General features: G+C 63.4%; 14 protein-coding genes. 7 read left to right on the plus strand and 7 right to left on the minus strand.

From position 1 onward, the window contains the following. The first annotated feature begins 149 nt into the window (after window positions 1-149). Window positions 150-941, plus strand: a complete 792-nt coding sequence (locus tag JHD59_RS13900; protein WP_103321283.1) for a DeoR/GlpR family DNA-binding transcription regulator — start codon at window positions 150-152, stop codon at window positions 939-941. Further along, window positions 942-2,771 carry a glutamine--fructose-6-phosphate transaminase (isomerizing) gene (glmS, locus tag JHD59_RS13905; RefSeq protein ID WP_199154674.1) on the plus strand — a complete coding sequence of 610 codons (1,830 nt, stop codon included), beginning with the start codon at window positions 942-944 and terminating at the stop codon, window positions 2,769-2,771. A 117-nt stretch (window positions 2,772-2,888) separates the two neighbouring features. Here glmS and JHD59_RS13910 read toward each other — a convergent pair whose 3' ends face one another. Beyond that, window positions 2,889-3,314: a hypothetical protein gene (locus JHD59_RS13910; RefSeq protein ID WP_199154675.1), complete on the minus strand. Its 426-nt coding sequence runs from the start codon at window positions 3,312-3,314 to the stop codon at window positions 2,889-2,891. 542 nt (window positions 3,315-3,856) lie between these two features. Between JHD59_RS13910 and JHD59_RS13915 the strand changes: the two genes are divergently transcribed. Then, window positions 3,857-4,564, plus strand: coding sequence for a pirin family protein (locus JHD59_RS13915; RefSeq protein ID WP_103321279.1), 708 nt, complete (start codon window positions 3,857-3,859; stop codon window positions 4,562-4,564). A 19-nt stretch (window positions 4,565-4,583) separates the two neighbouring features. Then, complete coding sequence (locus JHD59_RS13920) at window positions 4,584-4,967, plus strand: OsmC family protein (protein ID WP_199154676.1); 384 nt, start codon at window positions 4,584-4,586, stop codon at window positions 4,965-4,967. Between the two features lie 6 nt (window positions 4,968-4,973). On the opposite strand, the gene JHD59_RS13925 is transcribed toward JHD59_RS13920, so the two are convergent. The 5 genes from JHD59_RS13925 to JHD59_RS13945 form a co-directional block, all read right to left on the minus strand. Then, window positions 4,974-5,888: a LysR family transcriptional regulator gene (locus tag JHD59_RS13925; protein ID WP_103321277.1), complete on the minus strand. Its 915-nt coding sequence runs from the start codon at window positions 5,886-5,888 to the stop codon at window positions 4,974-4,976. Between the two features lie 142 nt (window positions 5,889-6,030). Beyond that, entirely contained in the window at window positions 6,031-6,720 is a 690-nt protein-coding gene (locus tag JHD59_RS13930) for an ABC transporter substrate-binding protein (protein ID WP_199154677.1), read from the minus strand. Window positions 6,721-6,874: 154 nt separating this feature from the next. Continuing rightward, the gene (locus JHD59_RS13935; protein WP_199154678.1) at window positions 6,875-8,068 is read right to left on the minus strand and encodes a patatin-like phospholipase family protein; all 1,194 of its coding nucleotides are present in this window, start codon (window positions 8,066-8,068) and stop codon (window positions 6,875-6,877) included. Between the two features lie 9 nt (window positions 8,069-8,077). Continuing rightward, a complete protein-coding gene (locus tag JHD59_RS13940; RefSeq protein WP_199154679.1) occupies window positions 8,078-8,860 on the minus strand; it encodes a 3-hydroxybutyrate dehydrogenase in 783 nt (260 codons plus the stop codon). Between the two features lie 187 nt (window positions 8,861-9,047). Then, window positions 9,048-9,920, minus strand: a complete 873-nt coding sequence (locus tag JHD59_RS13945; RefSeq protein ID WP_103321273.1) for a LysR substrate-binding domain-containing protein — start codon at window positions 9,918-9,920, stop codon at window positions 9,048-9,050. Window positions 9,921-10,144: 224 nt separating this feature from the next. On the opposite strand from JHD59_RS13945, the gene JHD59_RS13950 reads away from it, so the two are divergent. From JHD59_RS13950 to JHD59_RS13960, 3 genes are all read left to right on the plus strand, one after another. After that, a complete protein-coding gene (locus tag JHD59_RS13950; protein ID WP_199154680.1) occupies window positions 10,145-11,338 on the plus strand; it encodes an MFS transporter in 1,194 nt (397 codons plus the stop codon). A gap of 51 nt (window positions 11,339-11,389) precedes the next feature. Beyond that, window positions 11,390-12,193: a 2,5-didehydrogluconate reductase DkgB gene (dkgB, locus tag JHD59_RS13955; RefSeq protein ID WP_199154681.1), complete on the plus strand. Its 804-nt coding sequence runs from the start codon at window positions 11,390-11,392 to the stop codon at window positions 12,191-12,193. A gap of 66 nt (window positions 12,194-12,259) precedes the next feature. Continuing rightward, a complete protein-coding gene (locus JHD59_RS13960) occupies window positions 12,260-12,601 on the plus strand; it encodes an FKBP-type peptidyl-prolyl cis-trans isomerase (protein ID WP_043624571.1) in 342 nt (113 codons plus the stop codon). Between the two features lie 60 nt (window positions 12,602-12,661). Here JHD59_RS13960 and JHD59_RS13965 read toward each other — a convergent pair whose 3' ends face one another. Then, complete coding sequence (locus JHD59_RS13965; protein ID WP_199154682.1) at window positions 12,662-14,296, minus strand: hypothetical protein; 1,635 nt, start codon at window positions 14,294-14,296, stop codon at window positions 12,662-12,664. Between the last annotated feature and the right edge of the window lie 106 nt (window positions 14,297-14,402).

Genomic DNA, 14,402 nt, shown 5'->3' on the forward strand with positions numbered 1-14,402 from the left:
AAAAATTAATATATGCTTATGGATTTGGCATGCGCGCCAACTGGGGTGGCAATCGCCATGGTTAATCGCTTGCAAGTCGCCTGCTCGATCGGCTTGTGTTCCGGGATCGATCAATGTAGTATGCAAAAACTTTCGAATCGAAACTTGTGATGACTAAACGAAACACTCAGCAGCGCCGCCATGCCATCGCCACGCTGGTGCAGGAGCGGGGCGAAGTCAGCGTGGAAGAACTGACCCAACGTTTCTCCACATCTGAAGTGACTATCCGCAAAGACCTGGCATTGCTGGAGACCGGCGGTTTGCTGCTGCGCCGTTACGGCGGCGCGGTGTCGCTGCCCAGCGAGATGGTGGCGGAGCCGGATGTCGAACAAGTTTCGAAGCGAAAGCAAGCGATCGCCCGCGCCGCCGCCGAGCGGCTGCGCGACCACAACCGCGTGATCATAGACAGCGGCACCACCACCAGCGCGATGATTCCGTTGTTGGGCAACAAGCGCGGCCTGGTGGTGATGACCAACTCGCTGAACGTCGCCGGCGCTCTGCGCGAGCTGGAAAACGAGCCGATTCTGCTGATGACCGGCGGCACCTGGGACCCGCATTCGGAATCGTTCCAAGGCCAGGTGGCGGAGCAGGTGCTGCGTTCCTACGACTTCGACCAATTGTTCATCGGCGCTGACGGCATCGACCTGGAACGCGGCACCACCACCTTCAACGAGCTGGTGGGCCTGTCGCGCGTGATGGCGGAAGTGGCGCGCGAGGTGATCGTGATGGTGGAGTCGGAAAAGATCGGCCGGCGCATCCCCAATCTGGAACTGCCCTGGGCAAGCGTGCATACGCTGGTGACCGACGACGGTCTGCCGCAGGCGGCCAGAGACCTCATTCAAGCGAAGGGCGTGACGCTGATTTGCGCGCCCACCGTTCAAGACAGTCCAAGGAGAAAGTAAATGTGTGGCATTGTTGGCGCCATCGCCCAGCGTAATATCGTTCCCATTCTGGTAGAAGGCCTGAAGCGCCTGGAATACCGCGGCTATGACTCGGCCGGCGTGGCCGTGCTGGCCGGCGATGAGATCCGCCGCGTGCGCCGCGTCGGCCGTGTGGCGGAAATGGAAAGCGCCGCCGCCGAAGACGGCCTGCAAGGCCAATTGGGCATCGGCCACACCCGCTGGGCCACCCATGGCGGCGTCACCGAATACAACGCCCACCCGCATATCTCCTTCGGCAAGATCGCCGTGGTGCACAACGGCATCATCGAGAACCACGAACAGCAGCGCCAGCGCCTGAAGGACCTGGGGTACGCCTTCGAATCCCAAACCGATACCGAAGTGATCGCCCACCTGGTGCATCACTATTACCAGTCGGGCAGCAGCCTGTTCGACGCAGTGAAGCAAGCCACCCGCGAGCTGACTGGCGCTTACGCCATTGGCGTGATCGCGCTGGACCGCCCGGACGAGCTGGTGTGCGCCCGCATGGGCTGCCCGCTGCTGGTGGGCCTGGGCGAGGGTGAAAACTTCATCGCTTCCGACGTTTCCGCCATCCTGTCCGCCACCCGCCGCGTGATCTTCCTGGAAGAAGGCGACATCGGCCACCTGACCCGCGACGGCGTCAAGCTGATAGACAAGAATGATCAGCCCATCGAACGCCCGGTGCATCTGTCCGACGTGTCGCTGGCGTCCCTGGAACTGGGGCCGTACAGCCACTTCATGCAGAAGGAAATCCACGAGCAGCCGAAGGCGCTGTCCGACACCATCGAAGCGGTGCAGGACTACGGTTTCAACCCCGAGCTGTTCGGCGACGCCGCGGCCGGCATCCTGCCGCAACTGGAAGGCGTGAAGATCCTGGCCTGCGGCACCAGCTACTACGCCGGCATGACTGCCAAGTACTGGATCGAAAGCATCGCCGGCCTGCCGTGCGACGTGGAAATCGCCAGCGAATACCGCTACCGCGACGCCTTCGCCAATCCCAAGCACCTGATCGTCACCATCTCGCAGTCCGGCGAAACGCTGGACACCATGGAGGCGCTGAAGTACGCCAAGGAGCTGGGCCACCAGTACGCGCTGTCCATCTGCAATGTGCGCGAATCCGCCATCCCGCGCGCCAGCGACCTGGTGTTCTACACCCGAGCCGGCGCCGAGATCGGCGTGGCCTCCACCAAGGCCTTCACCACCCAGCTGGTGGGCCTGTTCGCGCTGGCTGTGACGCTGGGCAAGGCGCGCGGCCGCGTGTCGGCTGAAGCCGAAGCGCAATACTTGGACGAACTGCGCCATCTGCCGGGCAGCGTGCAGCACGCGCTGAACCTGGAGCCGCAGATCAAGGCCTGGTCCGAGCGCTTCGCCGCCAAGGACGACGCCCTGTTCCTCGGCCGCGGCCTGCATTACCCCATCGCCCTGGAAGGCGCGCTGAAGCTAAAGGAAATCTCCTACATCCACGCCGAAGCCTACCCGGCAGGCGAGCTAAAGCACGGCCCGCTGGCGCTGGTGGACGAGAACATGCCGGTGGTGGTGATCGCCCCCAATGACGCGCTGCTGGAAAAAGTGAAGTCGAACATGCAGGAAGTCCGCGCCCGCGGCGGCGAGCTGTTCGTATTCGCCGACGCCGACAGCCACTTCAGCGAATCTGACGGCGTGCACGTCATCCGCACTCCGCGCCATGTAGGCGTGCTCAGCCCCATCGTCCACACCATCCCGGTGCAGATGCTGGCCTACCATGTGGCGCTGTCGCGCGGCACGGATGTGGATAAGCCGCGTAATCTGGCTAAGTCGGTGACTGTGGAGTAATTGGTGTTAGTTGGGGTGTTGACTAGAGCGAATAAAGTCCGTCGGCTCCGAATAAAGTTCGTCGGAGTCTGACAAGAGAGAAGGGGCCGCAGGCCCCTTCTTTTTTTTGAGATATCGTCACAGGATTGTTTCGCCAAGTTTTCTCAGCTTGGCGAAATACACGACAAAGGCTGCCACAAAGAATGCGTCACCTACGATCACCAGTATGGCGAAGTTTGAGGTCCAGCCATGTTGAAGCATGTATAGGAGGTTCAGTGCAAACAGAGCCTTGCCAATGCCACCCATAAGCACGATGCCAGTGTGGCGTATAGGGTTGTATGCGACCATCAAGAAGCCGAAACCATATAAAAAGGCAGTGCCCCACGCGCCTCTATAGACAGCGATCAAAACAGGATCAATCAATTGACGTCCAAATTCATGGGCGAACATGCCTGCGCTATCGAACAGTCCGGGAATGGCCCCTGCGAAGTTCCACAGTGCCGAAATGATGAATAGCCATCGAAATGCTTGCAACTCAGATCGTGCCGATTTCATTTTGTTCATCGTTTTTCCAGTGGTTATTAAGGTGCGGCGGTCGATATGTGCGGATAACGGCTTAGAGCCAGCATGGCTGGAGGCCAATATGGCCTGGCGTGAAAGGGCCAGTGTGCGGATGTATCTTTGTTTTAACCATTCCCAATTCCATCATCATACTTTTGTTCGATTGAACTTCTCAAGAGCTTGGGGGCGAAGAGCGTCGGAAAGTACACCGTCTAACTGAACCACCGCGCTCGCGGCATGGCTACCTGTGTACCGGCGAGCAGTACATCAACCGGTTCGATCATCATGGCAACGCTGCCGCTCCCGCGCAGAATGAAAAGGTTACGGACGGATTGGATGCCGCCATTGAAGTATCTAGAAATGCGGGGAGGGATGCCGTTGCAAGAAGGCAGATCGCTAGGACATGGAACGGCCGCGGCTGCTGCATGGAGTGAAACTGAATGATTAATAATTTCGATTGATATCTACTGTTTTTTGCGTTTTTCATTCAATTAATTAGGGTTCAAACTACAGCCATCAACCCCTTGCCTGAAAGGAAAACGACCATGCTGCAAGTCCTCAAAGCCAATCAACGCGGCCACGCCAACCATGGCTGGCTCAACAGCTGGCATACCTTTTCCTTTGCCCACTACTACAACCCTGAGCAGATGGGCTTCAGCGTTCTGCGGGTGATCAATGACGATACGGTGGCGCGCGGCGCGGGTTTCACCACCCATTCGCATAGCGATATGGAGATCATTTCTTATGTGTTGGACGGCGCGCTGGAGCATAAGGACACCTTAGGCACCGGCTCGGTGATCCGCCCCGGCGACGTGCAGATGATGGAAGCCGGGCATGGCATTTCCCATAGCGAGTTCAATCACTCCCACGCCGAACCGGTGCACTTCCTGCAAATCTGGATTTTGCCGGACCGTAAGGGCCTGACGCCGAGTTATCAGCAACGCCACTTCAGCAGCGAAGAGAAGCGCGGCAAGTTACGCCTGGTGGTTTCGCCGGATGGGCGGGATGATTCCTTGCGCATTCACCAAGATGCCAGCCTGTATGCGGCGCTGGTGGACGGCGAGGAAGAGATCGAATGGTCGCAACAGAACGGGCGCAATGGCTATTTGCACGTGGCGCGCGGCAGCGTGCTGCTGAATGGTTATCCGCTGGAGGCCGGCGACGGCGTCAAAGTGTTCGGCGGCGCCGATTTGAAGCTGAGCGATGGCGCACAGGCCGAGGTGTTGTGGTTCGACCTGCCGCCGAGCAAATGACAGCCCCCAGGAGCGTGCAATGGAAGTGAAAGTGACTCGCGGCAGCGGAAAACTGCAACAAGTGGTGATGGCAGGAAACCATACCCTGCTGGCGGACGAGCCGCCGGCGATCGGCGGCGAAGACACCGGCTTTACTCCGCACCAGTTGTTGGCGGCTTCGCTGGGTGCCTGTACGGCGCTGACCCTGGCCTTGTACGCCAAGCGCAAGGCATGGGATTTGGCGGACGTCGACGTGCGGGTAGCATATGCCGAGCGCGATGGCGCTTTCGTGTTGGAGAGGCATATGCGCTATATCGGTCAGCTCGACGCAGAGCAGAAGGCGAGGCTGACCGAGATCGCCAATCAATGCCCGATTCACAAGGTATTGTCCGGTCAGATCCGCATTGTCAGCACGGCCGAATAGCGCGGCCTAGGCTTCGGTATGGCAGCGTTCGCGCCATGCCGCGGTCGTTTCTTGCAATAGCTGGCCAAATGCCCGCGTGGCCGGCCCGGTGGCGGCCGGGTCCGCGTAAATCAGGTACAGCGAGGCGAAGCGGCGCTGTCCTGCCGCCAGCGGCAGCGGCCGCAGCGCGCCCGTCTCCAGCTCCTGAGCGATGCGATGTTTGGGCAGCCAGGCATAGGCGAGCCCGGCGCGCACGGTTTCAATCGAAGTTTCAACCCGGCTCACGGTCCAGCGCTGCTTGGCGCCGAGCCAGCCGGCGTCGCGCGGCTCGCGCGAACCGGAGTCCCGCACCACGACTTGGGTATGTTCCGCCAGCTCGTCCATATGCAGTTCGCGCCCGAGTTGGTGCAAAGGATGCTGAGGCGCGGCCACGGCGATGAATTCGGCATCCAACAACCAGTCCCCCAGAAAGCCGGGCGGCGCCATGCCGCCAATGGCCAAGTCGACCTTGCCGTTGAATAGGGCGTCATCGGTGCCGGACATGACGGTTTCGTGCAGCTGCAGCCGCGTTCCGGTATGCAGAAGCGCAAATTGCTCTAGCGTCTTGAGCAGCGGTTCGGTTGGGTACAGCGAATCGACGGCCAGGCGTATCTCGGCCTCCCATCCTTGACGGAGCGTCTGCGCGCGTTCTTCCAGCTTGACCAGGCTATCGGCAATCGGAATGGCATCGCGCAACAGCGCGGCGCCGGCTTCCGTCAGCCGCATGCGGCGTCCCTCTTGCTCCAGCAAGGCGACGCCGATTTGTTCTTGCAGGCGCGCAATGGTGTAGCTGATGGCGGATTGGCTGCGATACAGCTGCTGCGCGGCCTGGGCGAAGCCGCCATAGTCCACCACGGCCTGGAGGATTCGCCATTGCTCGATGCTGGTTCTCGGTAGTTTCATCGTATCGGCATCTTCGTTTGTCGCCGGTTAAATGTCTAGCGGCGGTTGACGTTTGACGAGCGCTTGCGCTGAGGTGCGTTTCACGACGAATCATAGAGTGGCGCATGCCGCATAATATTCTCTGCCCGTGCGAAACACGGCTTTACTGCGAGGTCAGGTAGCGTTTCTTCAGCGCGTCGATGAAGCCATCATGCCGCATGGCGTCCAGCGCGGCATTCAGCCGCGCCAGGATGGCGGGCGGCGTTTGCGGGTGGCAGGCCAGATACAGGTAACTGGAAGAGAAGGTCGCCACTTGGCGCAGAGGGCCCAAGCGCTCACGTTCGGCCAGGAAGTGGGCGTGATAGATGCCGGAGGCCCAGAAGTCGATATGGCCGGCCATCAGCTTGCGCAGGTTCAGCACATCATCCGAGGTGTATTCGATTTTATACCCGCGGTTTTGCAGATACTGCGCCACCGCGTCGCCGCGATAGCCGCCTATGCTGAAGGATTTGAGGGCGGCCATGTCCTGCACGCTGGCCGGGCTGTGCGGTCCGGCAAACACGGCCCAGTCGTTTTTCAGCAATGGGCCTACCCACAGGAACAGTTTTTCGCGTTCATCGTTGCGGGTGGTGGAGTAGAGGCAGGTTTTCGAGTCGACCTGGGCCAGGTTATAGGCTCTGAGCCAGGGCATGATCTCAATCGAGTAGGGAATGCCGGCGCGGCGAAAGGTTTCCGTCACCATCTCGGTGGAAATGCCGGTGACGCCGCCATGTTCGTTCGGGTAGTTGAACGGCGGATCGTCCTCGGTGAGCAAGCGTACGGCTGGTTCGGCTGCCGCGATTTGCAGACACAAGCTCATCCCCAGCAAGCACCATTTCATCCATCCCGTCACACCGCTATCCATTCCATCGTGACTACCCGCCCTGTCGCACTGCTCAAGCATAGCAAATCGCCTGGGTACGGCAGCAAAAAGGCTCCCGGGCGGGAGCCTGCAAGCGCTTGCAAGATCAGGCGTGGCGATGCACGTCGTGGGTGATGAAGGGTTGCTCAGGCGGCGGCATGCGCAGCCATTCCGGATGCGACAGGCTGGAGCGGATGTCGTCGAGGCCGCTGCTCCAGTGGTCGCGCATGGTGCTGGCGCTGAACTGGTAGTCCTTGTAATGGCCTTCGAAGGGTTTGTCCTGATAAATCAGGTGCACCACGTTGAACAAGCGGCTGCAAGCCTGTTCGGCGGCGCGTCGGTAGGCCGGCGCCTGCCGCTGTTCCTCCGGCACCAGCTCCATCACGGCGCGCAGCATCTGGCGGAACTGCTGCGTTTCCTTCATATAGCCGGTGATCATCCGGGTGCGGCTGGAGAACTGGATGTCTTTCTGCCGGATCGCCACTTTGGACAAGTCCTCCGGCAGCGCGCCGCGCGCATTCCACAGGTCCACCTGGAAAACCAGCGAATGCTTGCGCGGCTTGGCCGCCAGCACTTGCTGCAGCGGGGTGTTGGACACCATGCCGCCGTCCCAGTAGTACTCGCCGTCTATCTCCACCGCCGGGAAGCCCGGCGGCAAGGCGCCGGAGGCCATGAAGTGTTCGGCGCGCAGCTTGTCGCGGGTGTTGTCGAAATAGACGAAGTTGCCGCTTTTCACATTGACCGCGCCCACCGATACCCGCATCTCTCCGCTGTCGTTCAGCCGGTCGAAATCCACCAGGCTCTCCAGCGTGCTCTTCAGCGGCGAGGTGTCGTAGAAGCTGGCGGTGCCGCCGGCGTGGTGCCGCAACGGCGAGCGCGGCACGAAGAAGCCGTTCTGGCCCTCGGTCAACGCGCGCCAGGCTTCCAGGCCATTCAGCCAGCCCTGGACGACCGGAGGCAGCGGATGGCTCGGCTCCAGCAGATTGTGCGGGCTGGGCGGCAGCAGCGGCTGGCGGCTGATGGTGGTCCAAAACTGTTCCAGCCGCTCGGCGCGTTTCTCCGGCGGATTGCCGGCGATGATGGCGGCGTTCAGCGCGCCGATGGAAATGCCGGCCACCCAGTTCGGGTGCAGCTTGGCCTCGGCCAGCCCCTGGTAGACGCCAGCCTGATAGGCACCCAGCGCCCCGCCGCCCTGCAGCACCAGCGCCACCACTTGATAGCGGTGGTCGGGCGGCAGCGCCGGGCTGTGGTAGATCCCGGCGTCGGCGTGGCAGGCCGGATTGAGTTTATCCAGCGCCATGATGGCTCCTTATTGCATGAACCAGCCGTGGCTGACCACGAACGATTGGCCGGTGAGGGCGGCGCTGGGGAAGGCGGCCAGGAACAGCGCGGTCTGCGCCACGTCGTCCACCGTGGTGAACACGCCGTCCACGGTGTTGCCCAGCATCACGCGCTTGATCACTTGGTCCTCGCTGATGCCCAGCTCCTTGGCCTGTTCCGGAATCTGCTTGTCCACCAGCGGGGTGCGCACGAAGCCGGGGCAGATCACATGCGAGCGCACATTATGCGGCGCGCCTTCCTTGGCCAGCACGCGGGCCAGACCCAAGAGGGCGTGCTTGGCGGCGACGTAGGCGGACTTCAGCGGCGAGGCCTCGTGCGAGTGCACCGAACCCATGTAGATCACCACGCCGCCGCGATCATCCTTGTACATGTGCGGCAGCGCGGCCTTGGTGGTGAGGAAGGCGCCGTCCACATGGATGGCCTGCATTTTCTTCCAGTCGGCGAAGCTGTAATTGACGATGGGATTGACGATCTGGATGCCGGCATTCGACACCAGGATGTCCAGCTGGCCGAAGGCGTCCACCACTTGCTGGGTGCCCTGGTTGACCGCGTCCTCATTGGTGACGTCCATCGCCACTCCGATGGCTTTGCCGCCGGCGGTGACGATCTCGTCGGCCGTCTTGCGGGCGGCGTCCAGATTGATGTCGGCAATGGCCACCGCCGCGCCGGCGCGGGCGTAGACCAGGGCGATCTCCTTGCCGATGCCGCTGGCGGCGCCGGTAATCAGTGCGACTTTTCCGTTCAATTGCATGGCGCTTCTCCTGTCATTTCTGGAAAGGGGAACAACTGCAAACTGCGGTAGCCGACGGGCGAATGTCGCGCCTGCCGGGCAAAACGGTACGCTGGGTATGAGACCGGCGGGGCAGGGGAGTTCCCCGGTCCTGGCTTATTCTAATGGCATTGCGTGTCGGTGGTTTGAAAATCTCCGCAGGCTGGATTCAAGCCAGCGCCGCCGCCAGATAGTCCACCAGACAGGCAATGCGCGGCAGCGGGCGGCCTTGTTTGTAGAACACTGCCCAGATCGGCTGTTTCCAAGCTTGGCGCTCGGGCAGCAGGATGGCTTCCAGCCTTCCGGCCGCGATGTCCGGCCCCACCAGGAAGTCCGCCAGACAGGCGATGCCGCAGCCCTGCAGCGCCAGCGCGCGCAAGGTGGCGCCGCTGGATGCGGCCGGCGACGGCGTCACGCGCAGGCCGTTTGGCCCCAGGGGCCACAGGTTCAGCGTGGCCGGGCTGGTGAAGCCGAGCAGCCTGTGGCTGGCCAGGTCCGCCGCCGTTTGCGGCCGGCCGCGCATCTGCAGATAGCCAGGCGCGGCGACCAGGCGCAGCGGGCTTTCGCACAGCAGGCGCGCGTTCAGGGTGGAGTCGGCCAGCGGGCCGACGCGTATCGCCAGATCCGCGCCTTCGGCGATCAGATCCACCACCGCCTCCGCGCCGGTCAGCTCCAGCCGGATATCCGGATAGCGCGCCTGGAAACCGGCCAGATGAGGCGCCAGCAGATGATCCAGCACCGGGATGGCGGCGTTGACGCGCACCAGGCCGGAAGGGCGGGCGGCGGCGGCTTGCAGCTGCTGCTCGGTGTCGCTCAGGTTCTCCACAATGGCGCGGGCGCGTTCCAGCAGCCAGGCGCCTTCCGCTGTCAGGTCCAGCCGCCGCGTGGTGCGGGTCAGCAGCCGCACGCCCAGCTGCTTTTCCAGCTGCGCCAAGCTGCGGCTGACATTGGAGGCCGTGACGCCAAGCTTGTCGGCGGCGGCGGTGAACGAGCCGCAATCCATGATTGCAATAAACGTAATCAGGCTTTCCGTGCTGAGCATTATCAATTTCCACGCAAAAGACCTTCTCACTACACCCCATTTTTCCGTACCGGGCAAGCGCGGACAATCGGTGTCCTGATTTCAAACCCACCCATTCCAGTTGGAGCCGAGGACGCGAAGGCAAGCGAGCAGGGCCGCAGACAGTACATCCAGTACGGCAAGGCCCGCGCAGCGCAGCCGACAAAGTCATCGGCTCTAAATGGGATGGGAAACAGGAGCACAGCATGCCTCTCGCACTATGGGCGCTCACCCTCAGCGCCTTCGCCATCGGCACGACGGAATTCGTCATCGTCGGCCTGATTCCCACCATTTCCGCCAGCCTCCAGGTGTCGCTGCCGTCGGCCGGCCTCTTGGTCAGCCTGTACGCGCTGGGCGTGGCCGTCGGCGCGCCGCTGCTGACGGCGCTGACTGGCCGCCTGCCGCGCAAGTGGCTGTTGAGCGGTCTGATGGCGCTGTTCACCGTCGGGAACCTAGTGGCCTGGCAGGCGCCGGGCTATGAGGCGCTGATCGCCGCCCGCGTGCTGACCGGCCTGGCGCACGGCGTGTTCTTCTCGATAGGCTCGACGCTGGCCACCAGCCTGGTGCCCAAGGACAAGGGCGCCAGCGCCATCGCGCTGATGTTCTCCGGACTGACCGTGGCGCTGGTGACCGGCGTGCCGCTGGGCACCTTCATCGGCCAGCATTTCGGTTGGCAGGCCACTTTCCTGGCCGTCGCGCTGCTCGGCGTGCTGGCTTTGCTGGGCAGCCTGATCCTGGTGCCGGCCAATCTGCCCAAGCCGGCGCCCACCTCTTTCGCCAGCCAGATGGCCGTGCTGGCCCAGCCGCGTCTGTTGCTGGTGTATGCGATGACCGCGCTGGGTTATGGCGGCTCGTTCACCGCCTTCACTTTTCTGGCGCCGATGCTGGAGCATCAGGCTGGCTACGCGCCGGGCGCGGTGGCGCTGATCATGCTGTTGTACGGCGTGTCGGTGGCCGTGGGCAATATCTGGGGCGGCCGCCTGGCCGACCGCAAGGGGCCGGTGGCCGCCTTGAAGATCATATTCGCCGGCTTGGCGCTGGTGCTGCTGGCCCTGACCTTCACCGCCGGCTCCAAATGGCTGGTGGCGCTGACGGCGCTGGCCTGGGGCGCGGTGGCCTTCGGCAATGTGGCCGGCTTGCAGCTCTACGTGGTATCGCAGGCCAAGGCGCGCGTGCCGCATGCGGTGGATGTGGCGTCCGGCCTGAACATCGCGGCCTTCAATGTCGGCATCGCCGGCGGGGCCGGCTTGGGCGGGCTGGTTGTCGAGCGGCTGGGGCTGATGGCCACGCCGTGGGTGGGCGCCTTGATCGTGTTGGCGGCTTGGCTGTTGACGGCTTGGTCCGGTAGGCTGGACGCTGTCGATGATGAAAGCATGCCGATCGCGGCTGACCGTATCTGATTCTTGCGCCGGGCGCTCCCCGCCCGGCCTCACACAATAAGGAAACGCATCATGCAAATGCCAAAACTGGGAGCGGGGACTTTCCGCCTCAAGGAACAACAGGCCGAAGACGCCGTCGCCATGGCGCTGGAGCTGGGCTACCGCCATATCGACACCGCGCAGATCTACCGCAACGAGGCGGATGTGGGGCGCGCCATCGCCAAGAGCGGCCTGCCGCGCGGCGAGCTGTATGTCACCACCAAGATCTGGACCGACCAGTTTGCCCAGGGCAAGCTGATTCCCAGCCTGCGCGCAAGCCTGGACAAGCTGGGGCTGGAGCAGGTGGACATGACGCTGATCCACTGGCCGTCGCCTAAGGACGAAGTGCCTATGGCGGTGTATATGGAGCAGCTGGCCGAGGCCAAACAATTGGGGTTGACCCGCGAGATCGGCGTATCCAACTTCACCATCAAGCATCTGGAGCAGGCCATCGCCGTCGTCGGCGCGGGCGCCATCGCCACCCACCAGCTGGAAGTGCATCCGTATCTGCAAAACCTGAAGGTGCGCGCCTTCTGCCGCCAGCACGGCATCGCGCTGACCGGCTACATGCCCTTGGCTTACGGCCGGGTGGTGAATGATCCGCTGCTGCAGGCCATCGGCCAGAAACACGGCGCGACGGCGGCGCAAGTGGCGCTGGCCTGGCAGCTGCAACAGGACATCGCGGTGATTCCGTCGTCCACCAAGCGCGCCAATCTGGCGGCCAACCTGGCGGCGTTGACGCTGCGGCTGGATGATGCGGACATGGCGCGCATCGCCGGCCTGGAAGACGGCGGCCGCATCGCCGATCCGGACTTCGCTCCGGCCTGGGACGCCTGATCCAGAGTGCGCGGCGCGGGTTACAATACGCTTTTGTCGCCCGCGCGGCGTTTGTGGATGAAAGCAATGAGCGAAGAGTTGAAGATGGAAGACCTGGTGGTGGGCGAGGGCAAGGAAGCCGTGCGCGGCGCGCTGATCACCACTCATTACACCGGCTGGCTGGAGGATGGGACCAAGTTCGACTCCTCCGTGGACAAGGGCCGCCCGTTCCAGTGCGTGATCGGCACCGGCCGAGTGATCAAGGGCTGGGACCAAGGCATGATGGGCATGAAGGTGGGTGGCAAGCGCAAGCTGTGGGTGCCGGCGCATCTGGCCTATGGCGAACGCCAGATCGGCGACCGCATTCCTCCCAATTCCAATCTGGTGTTCGAGATCGAACTCTTGGAAGTGCTGACGCGGGACGATTGATCCTTGCCGGGATCAAAATGAAAGAGGCCCATCCGGGCCTCTTGTCGTTTCACCCGGCTATCAGTAGCCGATGTTCTTCACCGCCTGCGGCCCCAGCCGCTGGCACAGCTGCATCAGATACAAGCTGTCCGGCCCGACGCGCACGCCCGGCGAGTCCACCGCGCCGAGTTTGGGCGCCGGGTCCAGTTGCTTGGCGTCCGGCAGATACGGCGTCAGCTGGCCGCTGCTGCCTATCGCCCAGTTGGTGCCGCCGGGCGGCGCGGCGATGGCCAGCTGATCGGCCTTGGCGTTCCACGCCACGCCCCAGCCCATGCTCCAGCCGTGGCCGCTGCCGTCGGTGCCGCGGTTGCCCAGGCCGATCGCGCCGCTGACGTCGGCGTTGTCCACCAGCAGGCCGGTGGCCCAGCGTTGGTGCGGTTCGATATTGCCGCAGGCTTCCGCCCGGCCGGTGAAATGCAGCAGCACATTGGGGCCGACGGCCTGGGACTGGGTGGCGTAGTAGAACGATTTCTTGCTGCCGGTGGACGAGCTGCGGTCCACCAGCACCTGGCTGCCGGCGATGCTGAATTCAAACTCCTTGGCGCCCTTGCAATCGACGTTGTTGTGGTCGTGATTCAGCGCGATGCTTTCCAAGGTGAGGCGGCGCGCCTGCTTGCCCACCACCACGCCGGTGGTGAAGTTGTGGGCCTGGATGTCGTTGAGCCAGCCATCGGCCAGGTTGTCCAGCGTGGCCACGCCGTAGTCGGCGCCCGCGCCGCGCGGCAGGCCTTCCAGCGCCAGATGCTCGACGCCGATCTGGCCGGCAAGGCCGCTGGCCTGGTATTTCTGCACGCTGCCGCCGTTCGGGCCCAGATAGCCGCTGTCGAAGGAGTCGGACAGCGGGATGTCCAGCGTCAGTTGCTTGCCGTTGACCGCGGTGACGGTGCGCAGCCAGTACTCGTTGTTGTTGCCGGCATTGATCCAGGTTTGCGGCTTGCCGTCGCGCACCAGGGTGTCCATGTTCATGAAGTGTATCCACTCGGCGCTGGCGCGGCGGCGCACCATCACCGCGTCGCCGGGCTGGAAGCCGGAGGCGTCGGAGACATGCAGGACTTGGCCGCCGGAGGGCAGATAGCTGTCGGTGATGGCGGCCGCGGCGCTGCTGGGCGTCAGGCTGCCATTGGCGCCGCCCAGGCTCAGCATGAAGTGGCCGTCGCCTGCGGCCTTCAGCACGGTGCCGCCCGCTCCGGAACCGCTGCCGCGCAGCACCACGCCGTCCTGGTTGAGTGGGATCGGCTCATTCAGCAGAAACGTGCCGGGCGCCAGCAGCACCGCGCCGCGCACGCCTTTGATTGCGGGCAAGGCGGCCACCTTGGCGAGGGCGGCCTGGATGTTGGCGAGGTCGCTGGCCGCGTTGCCGCTGGGTTTCACCGTCGCCTTCACCGGCGCGGCGGGCAGCGCCACGCCGCCGCCCATATAGCCGGCGCTGGAGAAGTCCATGATGCGGTCGCCGTTGCCGTTCAGCGGCGCATAGGCCAGGCCGCCGCGGCCATCGTCCTTGACCCACTGGCTGCGCGCGCTTTCGCCGCCCCATTGCGCTTGGCAGGCCTGGGCGAAGGTGTGCTGGCGGATGGGCAGGAGGGGGTCGGCCTGGACGGCTTGGCCGGCGAGGGCGGCGGCGAGCGTCAGCGCCAGCCGCGTCATAGCGTGTTTCATGTGTAAGGGGTGTCCTGTCTGTAGGTGTTGGGGGACGAAGGCGCCGGCCGGTCATGGCGATCGTTTGTCATATTGATACCACGCACTATATGTAAAGGTCTGTTAC

It is taken from the genome of Chromobacterium sp. ASV23 (assembly GCF_016428945.1).
Taxonomy (GTDB): domain Bacteria; phylum Pseudomonadota; class Gammaproteobacteria; order Burkholderiales; family Chromobacteriaceae; genus Chromobacterium; species Chromobacterium sinusclupearum.

Coding starts and splice junctions, on each gene's coding strand:
- JHD59_RS13900 (WP_103321283.1), top strand. CDS start 150: ATGACTAAACGAAACACTCAGCAGCGCCGCCATGCCATCGCCACGCTG.
- glmS (WP_199154674.1), top strand. CDS start 942: ATGTGTGGCATTGTTGGCGCCATCGCCCAGCGTAATATCGTTCCCATT.
- JHD59_RS13910 (WP_199154675.1), bottom strand. CDS start 3,314: ATGAACAAAATGAAATCGGCACGATCTGAGTTGCAAGCATTTCGATGG.
- JHD59_RS13915 (WP_103321279.1), top strand. CDS start 3,857: ATGCTGCAAGTCCTCAAAGCCAATCAACGCGGCCACGCCAACCATGGC.
- JHD59_RS13920 (WP_199154676.1), top strand. CDS start 4,584: ATGGAAGTGAAAGTGACTCGCGGCAGCGGAAAACTGCAACAAGTGGTG.
- JHD59_RS13925 (WP_103321277.1), bottom strand. CDS start 5,888: ATGAAACTACCGAGAACCAGCATCGAGCAATGGCGAATCCTCCAGGCC.
- JHD59_RS13935 (WP_199154678.1), bottom strand. CDS start 8,068: ATGGCGCTGGATAAACTCAATCCGGCCTGCCACGCCGACGCCGGGATC.
- JHD59_RS13940 (WP_199154679.1), bottom strand. CDS start 8,860: ATGCAATTGAACGGAAAAGTCGCACTGATTACCGGCGCCGCCAGCGGC.
- JHD59_RS13945 (WP_103321273.1), bottom strand. CDS start 9,920: ATGCTCAGCACGGAAAGCCTGATTACGTTTATTGCAATCATGGATTGC.
- JHD59_RS13950 (WP_199154680.1), top strand. CDS start 10,145: ATGCCTCTCGCACTATGGGCGCTCACCCTCAGCGCCTTCGCCATCGGC.
- dkgB (WP_199154681.1), top strand. CDS start 11,390: ATGCAAATGCCAAAACTGGGAGCGGGGACTTTCCGCCTCAAGGAACAA.
- JHD59_RS13960 (WP_043624571.1), top strand. CDS start 12,260: ATGAGCGAAGAGTTGAAGATGGAAGACCTGGTGGTGGGCGAGGGCAAG.
- JHD59_RS13965 (WP_199154682.1), bottom strand. CDS start 14,296: ATGAAACACGCTATGACGCGGCTGGCGCTGACGCTCGCCGCCGCCCTC.